Source organism: Sphingobium sp. FW305-3-2-15-F-TSA7 (assembly GCF_058787155.1).
Genome location: NZ_JBYSZM010000046.1, coordinates 35198 through 49438, shown reverse-complemented (window position 1 = coordinate 49438; position 14241 = coordinate 35198). Strand labels below are relative to the sequence as shown.

Annotated in this window: 10 protein-coding genes; 7 read left to right on the top strand and 3 right to left on the bottom strand. The window is 64.0% G+C overall.

Translation table 11 applies throughout. The features are described from left to right. A partial coding sequence (locus tag AC3WN8_RS27210) for a 3-keto-disaccharide hydrolase (RefSeq protein WP_492672650.1) occupies window positions 1–936 on the top strand: 936 nt, incomplete at its 5' end. Window positions 937–949: 13 nt separating this feature from the next. Further along, on the top strand, window positions 950–1861 hold the full coding sequence (locus tag AC3WN8_RS27205; protein WP_492672649.1) for a 3-keto-disaccharide hydrolase: 912 nt from the start codon (window positions 950–952) through the stop codon (window positions 1859–1861). Between the two features lie 174 nt (window positions 1862–2035). Here the strand turns inward: AC3WN8_RS27205 and AC3WN8_RS27200 are convergent, their stop codons facing one another. The 3 genes from AC3WN8_RS27200 to AC3WN8_RS27190 form a co-directional block, all read right to left on the bottom strand. Continuing rightward, window positions 2036–2917, bottom strand: a complete 882-nt coding sequence (locus AC3WN8_RS27200) for a 3-keto-disaccharide hydrolase (RefSeq protein ID WP_492672648.1) — start codon at window positions 2915–2917, stop codon at window positions 2036–2038. Between the two features lie 43 nt (window positions 2918–2960). Beyond that, complete coding sequence (locus AC3WN8_RS27195; protein WP_492672647.1) at window positions 2961–4787, bottom strand: hypothetical protein; 1827 nt, start codon at window positions 4785–4787, stop codon at window positions 2961–2963. Between the two features lie 329 nt (window positions 4788–5116). Then, a complete protein-coding gene (locus AC3WN8_RS27190) occupies window positions 5117–6868 on the bottom strand; it encodes a phosphoenolpyruvate hydrolase family protein (protein ID WP_492672646.1) in 1752 nt (583 codons plus the stop codon). A 203-nt stretch (window positions 6869–7071) separates the two neighbouring features. Here AC3WN8_RS27190 and AC3WN8_RS27185 point away from each other — a divergent pair, with 203 nt between their 5' ends. The 5 genes from AC3WN8_RS27185 (at window position 7072) to AC3WN8_RS27165 (ending at window position 14186) form a co-directional block, all read left to right on the top strand. Beyond that, complete coding sequence (locus AC3WN8_RS27185; RefSeq protein ID WP_492672645.1) at window positions 7072–8292, top strand: Tm-1-like ATP-binding domain-containing protein; 1221 nt, start codon at window positions 7072–7074, stop codon at window positions 8290–8292. Between the two features lie 29 nt (window positions 8293–8321). Further along, on the top strand, window positions 8322–9161 hold the full coding sequence (locus AC3WN8_RS27180) for a phosphoenolpyruvate hydrolase family protein (RefSeq protein ID WP_492672644.1): 840 nt from the start codon (window positions 8322–8324) through the stop codon (window positions 9159–9161). Further along, window positions 9158–10393: a ThuA domain-containing protein gene (locus tag AC3WN8_RS27175; protein WP_492672643.1), complete on the top strand. Its 1236-nt coding sequence runs from the start codon at window positions 9158–9160 to the stop codon at window positions 10391–10393. The genes AC3WN8_RS27180 and AC3WN8_RS27175 overlap by 4 nt, the downstream gene beginning before the upstream one ends. A gap of 226 nt (window positions 10394–10619) precedes the next feature. Beyond that, window positions 10620–13622, top strand: coding sequence for a TonB-dependent receptor domain-containing protein (locus AC3WN8_RS27170; RefSeq protein WP_492672642.1), 3003 nt, complete (start codon window positions 10620–10622; stop codon window positions 13620–13622). Window positions 13623–13703: 81 nt separating this feature from the next. Next, window positions 13704–14186, top strand: coding sequence for a DUF1097 domain-containing protein (locus AC3WN8_RS27165; RefSeq protein ID WP_492672641.1), 483 nt, complete (start codon window positions 13704–13706; stop codon window positions 14184–14186). Window positions 14187–14241 lie beyond the last annotated feature (55 nt).

Here is a 14241-nt window from a genome sequence, read left to right as displayed (position 1 = left end):
GTCGCCGTCCGCCCGGCGGCGGCGACCACCCCGCCCCAGAAAGGGGATATTCGCATGATCCGCAGCATCGACCGGAGACCCGCCCCCATTTTATCGGCAGCCACGGCGCTCCTCGCGCTGACCCTGGCCCCCGCCTCTCTCCTTGCGCAGCCCGCACCGGTGCCGGCGGGGTTCAAATCGCTGTTCGACGGCAAGACGCTGAAGGGCTGGCGCGGCGATCCCACGATATGGTCGGTGCGCGACGGCGCGATCACCGGCGGATCCGATCACCCCATCCCGCAGGACACCTTCCTGATCTTCGGGAAACCCTATGGCGATTTCGAGGTCCGCTACAAATATCGCTGGCTGACCGACCAGGGCAATTCCGGATTCCAGTTCCGCAGCGCCCAGGTCGACGGCAATTTCGCGATGACGGGCTATCAGGCGAATGTGACGCCGATCAATGTGCCGCAGGAACGGTTCGGCATGCTCTACAGCGAGCTCAACGACCGGCAGGAACTCGCATTGCTCGGCCAGAGAGCGGAGATCTCGCGCCGCGCGGCCGGCGGCGGCGGGCGCGGCCGCGTCGTCCGCAGCGTCAGCGAGATGGTCAATATGCGCGCCGACATCCTCGCGTCGATCCGCCCCAATCCCGAATGGAACGAGGTGGTCGTGATCGCGCATGGCAACCATATCGTGTCGGCGATCAACGGCCTGCTGGTCTTCGATGCCGTGGACCGCGATCCGCTGGGCGCCAGGGAGGGTTTGTTCGGCCTCCAGGCCCATTCCGGCCCGCCAATGACGGTCCAGTACAAGGACATCGTGATCAAGCCGCTAAAGGCCGCGCCGAAGCTGGAGGGCCGCTTCCGCAGCACCCCCAGCCCCGCGCCCGAGCCGCGGCGGACCTACAAGGATTCGACGCGGGCGGCCCTGCCCGATGTGGCACTGCCCGAATGACAGGAGAGCAAAATTGACCCGAACCACCCACCATGCCCGACTGAAATATGCCGCGCTGGCCGCATTCGCGCTGGTTTCCACATCGTCGCTTCAGGCGCAGCAATCGACCGCCGTCACAAGGCAGGCCCCCGTCCCCAAAGGGTTCGTCCCGCTGTTCGACGGCAAGAGCCTGAAGGGCTGGCGCGGCGATCCGAATGTCTGGTCGGTGCGCGACGGCACCATCACCGCCAGCTCGGACAAGGGGCTGACGCACAACACCTTCCTGATCCTCGACAAGCCCTACGCCAATTTCGAGATCCGCCTGAAATACCGCTTCGTCACCCGCGTCGGCAATTCGGGGCTCCAGTTCCGCAGCGGCCAGGTCGAGGGCAATCACGTGCTCGCCGGCATGCAATCGAACATCACGCCCGCCAATTTCAGCGCCTGCGGCCTGCCGTCATGCGGCGAGGAGCGTTTCGGCATGCTCTATGAGGAATTGAACCGGCTCGAAATGGTGCTGCTCGGCCAGCGCGCCGTCATCACGCGGCGCCAGGCCACGACCGGCGGCCAGGGCGCGATCGTCCGCACAGTGCTCGGCACGACCAACCCGCGTGAGGCGATTATCGCGTCGATCAAGCCCTATCCCGAATGGAACGAGGATGTGCTGATCGTCCATGGCAACCGCATCGTCCATGTCATCAACGGCCTTGTCGCCTTCGATGCCACCGACAATGATCCGCTGGGCGCCAAGGACGGGCTGATCGGCATCCAGGCCCATGCCGGCCCGCCAAGCACCGCGCAGTTCAAGGATGTCGTGATCAAGCCGCTGACGAGCTTCCCCGATATCAGCCGCCGTTTCGTGACGAAGCCGGGGCCGGCACCCGAACCGGTGCGGACGCAGCTGAATATCAAGCTGGAAAAAGCGGCTGCACCAGCTGGTCAGTAAGAGTCACCCGTCGCTCCAGCGAAAGCTGGAGCCTATGCGATATCGCCGCATATTCGGAGCAATCGGACATCGTATGGACCCCAGCTTTCGCTGGGGTGACATCGAATTTACAAAGGGCCTGAGCCATATTTTCCGCATCTCCGCACGAACCGTTCGGGCGGAGATGCGTGCCGATCAATCCGGCATCGGCGTGTCGGGCAGATTGACCTTGGTCGAATCCTTGTAGGTCCGCCGCGGTTCCGGCGCCGGGCTCGGCTTGGTGATGAAGCGGCCGGTGATGTCGGGAAACGCGGTCAGCGGACGGATCACCACATCCTTGAACTGCACCGTGCTCGCCGGCCCCTTGTGGAGTTGCCAGCCGAGCAGCCCGTCCTTGGCACCCATCGGGTCGCTGTCGGTCGCGTCGAAGGCGAGATAGCCGTTGACCGCATGGACGAAACGATTGCCGTAGACGATCAGCACATCCTCGTTCCATTCGCCGGCGGGCTTGACCGCCTTCAATATCTCATCGCGCGAATTGATCATTCCGGAGACGGTCCGCACGATCCGGCCTTGCCCGCCGCCCGCCGCCTGGACGCGCGTGATCTCCGCCTTCTGGCCGAGCAGCACCATTTCCTGGCGCTCGCCAATCTCCTCATAGAGCATGGCGAAACGCTCGGGGGATTTGGTGATCGGCGTGACATTGGCCTGCATGCCGACCATGATGTGATTGCCCGCCACCTGCGCGCTGCGGAACTGGAGGCCGGAATTGCCGGCCTCGGTCATGAAGCGATATTTGAAGCGGATCTCGAAATTGGCATAGGGCTTATCGAGGATCAGATAGGTGTTGTACGCGATCGGGGTCTCGGCGCTGCCGGTGATCGCGCCGTCGCGCACCGACCAGAATGTCGGATCGCCGCGCCAGCCCTTCAGAGTCTTGCCGTCGAACAGCGAGGTGAAGCCCTTGGGCACCGGCGCCTGTTTGGCGTCCTGGGCATGGAGCGGCGCCAGCGCACCGGCGGCCAGCGCGACGAAAGCCGCCGATTTCAAGATCGTCCTGCGATGCGTAGCGATCATTCCATCCTCCCTTGTGATGTGGTCCGCCCTTTCGGCGGTCGGGTCATTTCGATCGCAGGCCGAACGCCTGGATCCGGTCGGTGCCGACCAGTGCGACGCCGTTCGCGATCGTCGGTTCGTTATATTTGCCCGATGTGAAGAGCTCGCCGTCGCCGGTCTTCCACAGCAATTTGAAGGTCAGCGCGTCGAAGGCGTAGAGCACCGGCTTGGGCGCGCCTGCGCCGTAGAGATTGGCGGTGCGCGGCGCGTTGTTGTCGAGCACCCAAACAATGGCGTCGCGGCCGCCATTGCTGGTGACGACCGGGTTTCCGGGATTCTTGAAGGTCTGAGTTTCCTCCATGCCGTCGACGCGCAGGAAAGCCGGCTTGTCCTTTTCGGTGACCAGCTTCACCCGCGCCAGCCCCGGCGGCGCGTCGGTCGTCAGATTTTCGCCGATCTTCTTGCTGCCGCTGACGAAGACATAGCTGGTGCCGCGCGCGTCACGATAATAGGCGGCGGTGCTGCGGCTCTTGGCTTGGTCGAATGCGCCGAGATCGTCGGAAAAGGGCTTGAACAGGTTGATCGGCCCGCGCTTTCCGAATTCGGGCTGCGGCTCGGGCGCGAGCAAGGACGTGTCCTGCGACGGATCGTCGGTGCAGGGCTGCCGCTTGGTCAGGCCGCCGGGCATATGGTCGCGATCGAGCAGATAGATATTGCCCTGCTTGCCGCCGCCCAGTGACAGCAGATTGGGCGTGCTCGTGCTGCCCTTGGGCAGGTCGAACACGATGACGCCGCTGCTGCCGATATCGATGTCGGTCTTCGAAGCCTGGCAATAATTATAGGGCGTATAGGTGCCGGCGAGCGTCAGCCCCTTTTGCCGGTCGTCGACGAACTGCATGATCGTCTGGCCCCAGGCATTGTCGCATTCGGGGCAGACGCCCGAAAGCCCATAGAGCCGGCCGGGGATAAGATTGGCGCCAGTCGAGACATGGATGCGTCCCTGCCGGTCGAGCGCCGGCCCGCCCGAGGCCCACATGCCGCCCTGTTCCTGCTGGTTGGTCTGGATAGAGGTGAAGGCGGTCGCCACCTTGGCGGCTTTGGTGTCCACCACGACCAGCCAGCCCACGCCATCGGGGCCGAAAGTGAGATAGAGCCGTTCGCCGTCCTGGCTGAGGTTGAGCCCGCCGCGCTGCGTGTAGCAGGGCGTCCGACAGACCGCGCGCTTGCCGTCGGACGAGAAGCTCTTCTTGTCATCGGTCTCGGCGACCCATTTGGTCGTGCCGTTGCGGTTCAGCCCCGGCTGGTTCATCGTCGCGGCGTCGAAATCGATCGGCCAGCCCGCCATCTCCTCGCCGCTGCGGATGTCGAGCGCATGGACCTGCCATTTCGGATCGCTGCAGCTGGTCACGTAGAGCCGGTTGGTCTTCGGATCGATCACCGGTGTGCTGAGATTACCCTGCGTCCCTTTGCTGCATGGCGTCTCGGTCAGGCGCTTGCGCCACAGGATCGTGCCGGGTGCCACGCCGTTCGCGGCCGCGGTGCTGATCGCATAGGCATAGCCGGTGGTGGTGACCGCATAGGTGACCGCGAAGGTCTTGCCGGCATGGTCTCCGCCGGTCATCCTGACCGCGCTCATATAAAGCGGCGCTGCGAACAGCCGCGGCGGCGTGCCGTTGAAACTATCGAGCTGCGGCGACGACCAGAGCGGGCCGAACTTCGCGCTGGCGACCGATCTGGGCGTCAGGCGCCGCTCGTTCGCATTCCAGCCGCTGCGCTGCGGATCATTGTGATTGGTGAGCTTGTCGAGCGGCGATGATTTGGTGACCTGGGCCGATCCGGCCGTCGAAACAGCCGACAGGACGACACATAACAGCGCTGTCTTAAGCTTCATCCGATACTCTCCTTGGCGGCACCGATCATCGCCCATCTTCGTGGGTCCGAATCATTGCGATGCATGGACTGTGCCAAATCCCGACAGCATAGGGATAGGCTGCTGGCGCGGGCTTTGCGGTGGAACGTTGGCGTTACCCGTGTCACCTTGTGAATAAGGGAACATAATGGGTGACAGTCGAAGGGAGCAGAGTGCTCCGTTCTCTCACTTGTCAGTCCCGCGAAAGCGGGACGTTTGCATAAGTCGCGCTCTACCTGTCATCCCCGCTTTCGCGGGGATGACACTGCGAGGACACCTAAGCGGAACCTATCCTACGCCAAGCCGAGCCCTTACCGCCCCGCATCCAGCTTCGCGTACAATGTCTTGCGGCTGATCTTGAGCGATGCGGCGGCGACGCTCTTATTGCCCCCGGCCCGTTCGATGGCGCGATGGATGTCCTCGATCGTCACGCGCCGCGACAGGGCGTTGCCCGTCACGAACGAACGGCGCCCGCCATCGGGCTGGAAATGGGTGCCGCGCAGCACGGGACCGTCCTCGAGGATCGCCGCGCGCGAGATCACCTGGCGCAGCTCGCGGATGTTGCCGGGCCAGCTATGGTGTGCCATCTCCTCCTCGAACCGCTCGTCGATCGCCAAGGCGGGCATGCCGAGCTCGGCTGCGGTCTTCTGCAGGAAATCGCTGGCCAGCACCGACAGGTCGTCCAGCCGTTCGCGCAGCGGGGGGATGCTCAGCGTCACCGTGCTCAACCGGTAATAAAGGTCCGAGCGGAATTTCCCCTCCTGGACCAGTTCGGCGAGCGAACGGTTGGTCGCGGCGATCACGCGGACATTGAGCGGGATCGGATTGTCCGCGCCGACACGCACCACCTCGCGCTGCTGAAGGACGCGCAGCAAGGCCACCTGCGCGGCCGGGCTGAGGTCGGCGATCTCGTCGAGCAGCAAGGTACCGCGATTGGCCAGTTCGAACTTGCCGATCCGGCGGCGGTCGGCGCCGGTAAAGGCGCCGCGCTCATGGCCGAACAATTCGCTTTCGAGCAGGCCCGAGGGAATGGCGCCGCAATTCAGCGTGATGAAGGGCTGTTTCGATCGCGGGCTGAGTTCGTGGATCAGGCTGGCCGCCAATTCCTTGCCGACGCCCGTCTCGCCTTCGATCACGACATTGGCATCGAAGCGCGCCACGCGCTCGATCATCCTGACCAGATCGTGATAGGCGGCCGACCGCCCCAGCATCTCGCGCCGGCCCGGCTCCTCGGCATCGGGATCGACCAGCCTCAGCGTCTTGCAGCGCCGGACGAAATTGGACGTGATCGCCTGAACCGGCAGCCGCTCGAACACCGATCCGCCAGCAATGCCGTCGGCCTTCACCTGCCGGAACAATGTCGCGAAATCCTCGACGTCGGTGAACGGGCCGCCATAAATAAGGCACAGGGGGCGCGACGACGCCCCTTCGAGCGCTGCCAGCATGCGGTTGATATGGATCAGCGAATCCTGGAGCCGGTCGCGGCGATCGCCGATCGCGAACTGCAGCGGGGTCAGCCCCGCATTGATGATATAGGCGTCGACACCGACCGCGGCGAAGCGGCGGATATCCTCGACATTGAGCACGAAGGCAAAGGTCGCCATGCCCTGCTTGCGCGCCGCGCCGAGCAATTCCACCTCATTCGACAGGCCATAGCCTTCCTCTTCGAACGCTTCGCGGATCTTGCCGTCGATAAAGCCGACCGTCGGCCAGTTGGTCACACCCTGCACGCCCATGCGCCGCAAATGGGCAAGGCGCGCATCGACATCGATCGTCGGATCGCTCGCCATCACCCCCGCGACCACCGGCAGGCCGCCGGCATTGGGCAGGATATGACGCCGCAGCAATTCCTCGGTCTGCTCATTGGCATTGCCATAGGCGAGCAGCGACGCGAGCGAGCCATGACCCAGGCTGCGATAGAGCCCGGCATTGAGCGCGAGCAGCAGGTCGGCGCCGGCCTCGACGACATATTCGGCGATCTGCCCCGACCCCGCCGACACGGCGAGCACCGGCGACCCGCTATGCTTTGCACCCTTTGCGAGATCCCGGACAAGACTGTGCATCGCCTGGCGCTTCCTCCCCGTTTATTGTCACCTATGGCAACCATGTTGTCACAGGGTTACAAAAGTGACAACCGGATCGTACGAAAAAATGGGCCGGCGCGGCTATATGCTTTCGTCACGGCATTTGGCACGGTCCATGCATTGTTTCGATCGAGCCACAAATTGGCGATCGAACCCGCAAAGATGGGTGAGGGAGGAACGCGATGAGCAATTTGGCACCAGTCTATGTATTCGCCACGCTCGATACGAAGCTCGACGAAGCGAGCTTCCTCGCAGACGCCCTCCGTGCGGAGGGGGTTCAGGCCGTCCTGATCGACGTCGGCACCCTCAACCCGCCAATGGCGCAGCCCGGCATCGATCGCGCCACCGTCGCATCCTTCCATCCCGATGGCCCCCAGGCCGTGCTCGGCCACACCGATCGCGGCACCGCGGTCACCGCGATGAGCCGGGCGCTGCGCAGCTTCATGATCGACGCCTATCGCGCCGGTCGCTGTTCCGGCGCGATCGGCCTGGGCGGCACCGGCGGGACCGCGATGATCGCGACCGCGATGCGCGGATTGCCGATCGGATTTCCCAAGCTGATGGTCTCGACCGTCGCGAGCGGCGACACCAGCAGCTATATCGGCACCAGCGACATCACCATGATGTTCTCGGTCGTCGACGTCGCCGGCCTCAACCGGGTCTCGCGCCAGATCTATCGCAACGCGGCCGCGGCGATCGCCGGCATGGCCCGCCTCGCCCCCGCTTCGGACGAAGGCCAGCGCGCCGTGGGCATGACCATGTTCGGCGTCACCACGCCGTGCGTCACCAGCGTCCGCGAGATCCTCGAGCCGATGGGCTACGACACATTGGTCTTCCACGCGACCGGCGTCGGCGGACGGGCGATGGAGGAACTGGCGGGCAGCGACATGCTCGACGGCGTGCTCGACATCACCACGACCGAGGTCGCCGACGAAGTGGTCGGCGGCGTCTTCGCCTGCGGCCCCGCGCGGTTCGACGTCATGCTCGAACGGCGCATGCCCTATGTCCTGTCGGTCGGCGCGCTCGACATGGTCAATTTCGGCCCGATCGACAGCGTTCCCGAACGGTTTCGCGGCCGCAATCTCTACGTCCACAACAGCAGCGTCACCCTGATGCGAACGACGGTGGAAGAGAATATCGCCTGCGCCCGCTGGATCGCGCGCAAGCTGAACGCGCATCCCGATGCCGGCTTCACCCTGTTGATTCCGGAGGGCGGTGTGTCGGGCATCGACAAGCCCGGCGCCCCCTTCCACGATCCCGAGGCCGACGCGGCGCTGTTCGCGGAACTCGAAACCGCCGTGGTCCAGGGACCGACGCGCCGCATCGTCCGCTATCCCCATCACATCAACGATCCGGCGTTCGCGCAGGCCATCGTCGATGAATACCGCAAGGTTATGCACTGAAATCGCCTGTTCCATTATTCGGAGGCTCTATGCGTTGGAAACGTCAGGAAATTCTAAGTCGGTTTCGCCAGAAGATCGCGGCAGGCATGCCGATCGTGGGCAGCGGAGCGGGCACTGGCATTTCCGCGAAATGCGCAGAACAGGGCGGCGCCGACCTGTTGATCATCTATAATTCGGGGCGATTCCGCATGGCCGGCCGCGGCTCGTTGAGCGGCCTGCTCGCTTATGGCAATGCCAACGACATCGTTCTCGACATGGGCAAGGAAATCCTGTCGATCGTCGAGAACACGCCCGTCTTGGCCGGCGTCAATGGCACCGATCCCTTTCTGCTGACCGACCGCTTCCTGCGCGAGATCACCGAAATGGGTTTTGCCGGGGTTCAGAATTTCCCGACCGTCGGCCTGATCGACGGATCGTTCCGGCTCAGCCTGGAAGAAACGGGCATGAGCTACAGCAAGGAGATCGACTTGATCGCCGCGGCCAATGCCGCCGACCTGCTGACCACGCCCTATGTGTTCGACACCGAACAGGCGAAACAGATGACGCGCGCCGGCGCCGACATCATCGTCGCGCATATGGGGCTCACCACCGGCGGCCAGATCGGCGCCAAGACCTCGATGAGCCTCGACAAGGCGGCGGAACTGGTCAACCAGATCATCGACGCGGCGCGCAGCGAGCGCTCCGACGTCATCGTGCTCTGCCATGGCGGGCCGATCTCCTCGCCCGACGACGTCTCGATCGTCCTCGAGAAATGCCCCGATGTCGACGGTTTCTATGGCGCGACGTCGATGGAACGCCTGCCCGCCGAGATCGCGATCACCGAGCAGGTCCGCAAATTCGCCAGCCTGCCGTTGAGGCGGAAATCATGACCCGTCTGCGCACCGGCCTCGTCCGCTGGTCGGTTGCGGCCGGTCTCGCCGCGATCGCGACGCCATTGGCGGCCCAGCCGACCATCGTGCTGATCGGCGGCAAGAAACAGGGCATGGCGACGGGAGAGCATGATTTCCCCGACGGCGTGCTCAAGCTGGAGCGGCTGATCAAATCCTCGCCCGATTTCGCGAAACTCAAGCCGGTGGTGAAGACCTATCCGGTCGGTTTCCCGAAGAATCTCGCGGAGATCGACGATGCCAGCGTCGTCCTGCTCTATTTCGGCCCCGTCGCCGGCGCCGACGGCAAGAGCGTCAATCCCGCCCAGGATCCCGCTGTCCAGGCGCAGCTGACCAAGCTCGCCGCGCGCGGCGTCGGCTTCGTCGCGATGCACCAGGCCTTCACCGTGCCCGACACCGCCCGTGCCGCACCCTTTGCCGAACTGCTCGGCGGCGTCCGGGCGTCGGGAAGCGATTATGCGATGGAGGCGGCGCCCGTCACCGTCGTTGCCAAGGGGCATCCCGTCACCAGCGGCGTCGGCAATTTCGACTATCTCGACGAATATTATTCGGCGATCGACTTCGGCACGGTCACGCCGATCCTCAGCGGCCGCGCACATATCCAGTTCCGCAAGTCGGGCTCGGTCTATGAGGAACCGCCCAAGGATCGCGTGATCGCCTGGACGCACGAACGCGCCGGCGGCGGCCGCGCCTTCGCCTTTGCCGGCGGCCATTATCTGGCGTCGCTCGATCAGCCTCAGGTCCGGACATTGCTGCTCAACGCGATCCTGTGGGCCGCGAAGCAGGATGTGCCGCAGGCAGGCGCGGCCTCGACCATCCCGACCGCGCCGCGCATGGGCATGGCGCCTCCGCCCGCCCCGCAGATCGTCGTGCTGCCCTATTCTGACGTGAAACCCGAGGCGCAGCCCTGGGGCAAGCTCGAATGGTTCGCGTCGCGCGCGCTGGGCAATTCGAGCAAGGTCACCATCGGCCAGGCGACGATCTCGCCCGGCAAGCAGAACCCGGTGCACTGGCACCCCAATTGCGACGAGGTTCTCCACGTCCTGCGCGGCCACATCATGCACCGCGTGGGCGACAAGGAATATGAGATGAAGGCCGGCGACACCGTCGTCATTCCCGAGGGCGTTCTTCACAACGCCCGCAATATCGGGACCGAAGACGCCGTGCTCGCGGTCTCGTTCAACTCCGCCGACCGTGTTGCGATAGGAGAATGAGGATGTTCTCGTCACCGACGCACCCCAAACACAGAATAGATACGGGCCGACGAAGATTGCGACAGGGACTGCCCTGATCCGATCGGCCGACCAACGGGATTTGAGTCGAAGTAACCACTGAAGATCGTTGCCGGTGAGAGCGTGATTCCACCGGTGGGCGGAGCTTTGCCTAGAAAAACCAAGGGGCGGCTCCGATAAAACAGAAAAACGAGATGGAGGGGATAACATGACCTGTAAAATTCATCGCAAAGACTATCTGAAATCCGTCGGACTGCTCGCGCTGGCACTGGGCTGGTCCTATCCGGCCCATGCGCAACAGGCCCCCGCCCCTGCCGAACCGGAGCAGGACGAGGCCGCGGCCACGGTCGACCAGGCTGATAGCGGCACCAATGCCCCCGACATCATCGTCACCGGATCCAGCATCCGCGGCGCGCCCGCCGTCGGATCCAACCTGATCAGCGTCGGCCGCGACGCGATCGAGGACAATGCGGTCCAGACCGTCCAGCAATTGCTCAAGACAGTGCCCGCGATCTGGGGCGGCAATGCCGCCGGCCAGGGCGGTTTCGCCGCCAATGACTCCGCCGGCGCCTCGGTGCCGCAGATCCACGGCCTGGGCGGCTCCAACAGCTCGAGCACGCTCGTCGTGATCGACGGTCACCGCTTCCCGCTGACCGGCATCATCCGCAACCTGCCCGATCCGAACTTCATCCCGACCAACGCGATCGAACGCGTCGAAGTGCTCGCCGAGGGCGCATCGTCGATCTACGGTTCGGACGCCGTCGCCGGCGTCCTCAACTTCATCACCCGCCGCCGCTTCGAGGGCGTCGAGGCCAATGCCCAATATGGCTTTGGCGACGACTACAAGAACTGGAACGCCAATATCGCGCTCGGCCATCGCTGGGATACCGGCGGCGGCGCGATCTTCTACAGCTATACCGATCGCGGCAATCTGCTCGGCGCCGATCGTCCGCTCACCCTGCCCGACCAGCGCGCCCGTGGCGGCAGCAATTTCGGCAATTTCAACTGTTCGCCCGCCAGTTTCCAGCCGGCAGGCAGTTCGGCAATCTATCTATACCCTTATGCATCAGGCACGCCCAACCAGCAGGCCTTTGCACCGTGCGAACAGGCTAGTTATACAGACCTGATTCCCCAGGAACGCCGTCATTCGGTGATGGTGAAGTTCGACCAGCAGGTTGGGGACCGCCTCTCGCTCAACGCCGACTTCGTCTTCTCGAGCCGCACCAACGTCCAGCGCAATTCGGTCACGATCGCGTCCAGCACGGGGGCCACGCCGTCCGCGCAGTTGATCACCGCGACCGTCTTTGGCCCCGGCAGCGGCAAGGGTGGTCAGATCAATCCGTTCTTCGTCGCTCCAGCGGGCCTCGATCCGGTTCCCCATACCGGCACGATCCGCTTCGACGCCAACGAACTCTTCCCTGAAGGTGCGCGCGCCAAGGGGGTCAGCGAGACCTTCTACGGCTATTTCAACGCCGAATATAAGCTGAGCGACAAATGGCGGCTCGGCGGCTTCGTCATGGCCGGCGTCAACACCGCCAAGACCACGATCACCGGTTCGCTCTGCCAGAGCTGCCTGTTGCTCGCGCTCAACGGCACCACCAACGCCAATGGCAACCTCACCCAGCCATCGATCCCCAACACCAATGTGCTCGTCACCAACGTGCCGCTGACGACGGCCAATGCCGTCGATGTCTGGAATCCGCGCGCCACCAACCGGACCTCGCCCGAAGTGCTCAAGCGCCTGCTCGACAGCCGCAATTACCAGGCCGCGCGCCAGGTGATCCAGCAGTACAACCTCAAGATCGACGGTTCGCTGTTCGAACTGCCCGCCGGCGATGTGAAGGTCGCGCTGGGCGGCGACATGACCAAGTACAAGATCGATACCGAGGTGGTCGAACCCAACAATACCGGCCCGTCGAGCACCGGATCGAGCTTCAACGCCTTCCGCTATCTCCGCACCGTCAAATCGGCCTATGCCGAAGTGCTGATCCCGGTGATCTCGCCGGAAATGGAAGTGCCCTTCGCCCGGCGCCTCGATATCAATGTCTCGGGCCGCTATGATCACTATAGCGATTTCGGCAGCATCAAGAATCCCAAATTCGCCGCGACCTGGGAAGTCGTCGAGGGGCTGAAGATCCGCGCCAACTATGCGACCTCGTTCGTGGCGCCGCAATTCTCGACCTATGGGCCCGACGTGCTCAGCGGCATCGACGGCCGTAGCGTCGACACCTTCTTCGGCCCGCAGAACGGCACGCTCAACGTGCCTCTCGACAAATATCCCGAGGCGCGCGCGATCCCGGGCTGCAACACGCCCGGCCAGACCACCTGTATCCTCGGCACCGCGTCGATCGCGGGCATGCGCCTCGACGGCGCCAATCCCGACGTGAAGCCGGCCGAAGGCAAGACCTGGGCGATCGGCGCGGACTTCGCACCACGCTTCCTGCCCGGCCTGACCGCCAACCTGACCTATTGGCACACCACGCTGGAGGGCACGAGCGGATCGCCGCCACTGTCGATCGTGATCAACTCGGATGCGTTCCACGATCTGCTGAAGATCTATCCGAACGGCGCCACCGCGGCCGAGATCGAGGCCTATCGCGGCGGACGCCGTCAGCGCTCTCCACTCAGCTCAGGGCCGATCTATTTCGGCCTCGATTTCCGCAACTTCAATGTCTACACCGTCTATGTCGAAGGCGTGGATTTCGATGTCCATTATCGCCACAGCTTCGACTGGGGCTCCATCCGCGGCGGCATCGCCGGCACCTACAAGACCAAGTTCGACCAGACCGCGGCGCCGGGTGAGCCGGTGTTCAGCGTGCTCAATCGCAACCGTTTCAACGGCACTTTCCCGTCGATCCGCACCGATCTGCGCGCCGATCTCAACGTCGATGTCGGGCCGGTCTCCGCCTCGGTCTTCGCCAACTATACCGGCGGCTTCACCTTCTGGGGCAGCACCGCGCTCAACCCGGTCACCTCTTCGGGCGGCATCCCGAACGGTGGCGGCGACAAGGTCGGTTCCTACACCACGGTCGACCTGAACCTCACTTACAAGTTCGGCGACAGCCTGCCGGGTGAGCCCAGCGTCTATGTCCAGGTCGCCAACCTGTTCGACACCTACCCACCGTTCGAGAACACGGCCCAGGGCTTCGACAATTTCGTCGGCTTCGTGCTGGGTCGCACCATCAGCGCCGGTGTCCGCCTCAAATTCTGAGGCGTCCAAGGGGCCGCGGCGGATTCCTTTCCCCCCGCCGCGGCCCGATTTTCCGGGATCATCGATCAGGGGCCAGTGATCATGAAAAACATTCTTGCTCTCGCCGTCATCGCACTCGTCGCCGCCATATCGAGCGTGATCTGCGCTCGCCTCGAAATCCCGGTCTGGGTGATGTTCATCGGCTGGATCGCCTTCGTCGCCGGCGGCATGAGCGCCAGAACCGCGGCGCCGACCTTCGTCTGCGCCATTCTCGGCGTCATATTCGGCTTTGTCGGGGCGGCGATCATCGGTGGCGGCGCAGCGGCGCTTGGCGCCGATATCGCGCTGCTGCTGGGCGTGTTCGTCATCGTGTTCGCGGCGCTGCTCGCGCAATTCCTGCCCTTTGCGAGCCTGGTCGTATGTTATTTCATCGGCATGACGACCTTCTTCGCATCGGGCCTTCCGCCGGGGCTCCCCACCGGACTGGTGCTCGGATCCGGCCTGCTCATCGGCATTCTCTCCGGGCTGCTGGCGGTTATCGTATCGGGCGTGATCACGCGCAGTCCAGCTGCCGAAACGGCATGATCCGTTCAAGTCTGCTTAAACTTGAATATACCATGATGTGCCTGAAAAAAGAGTA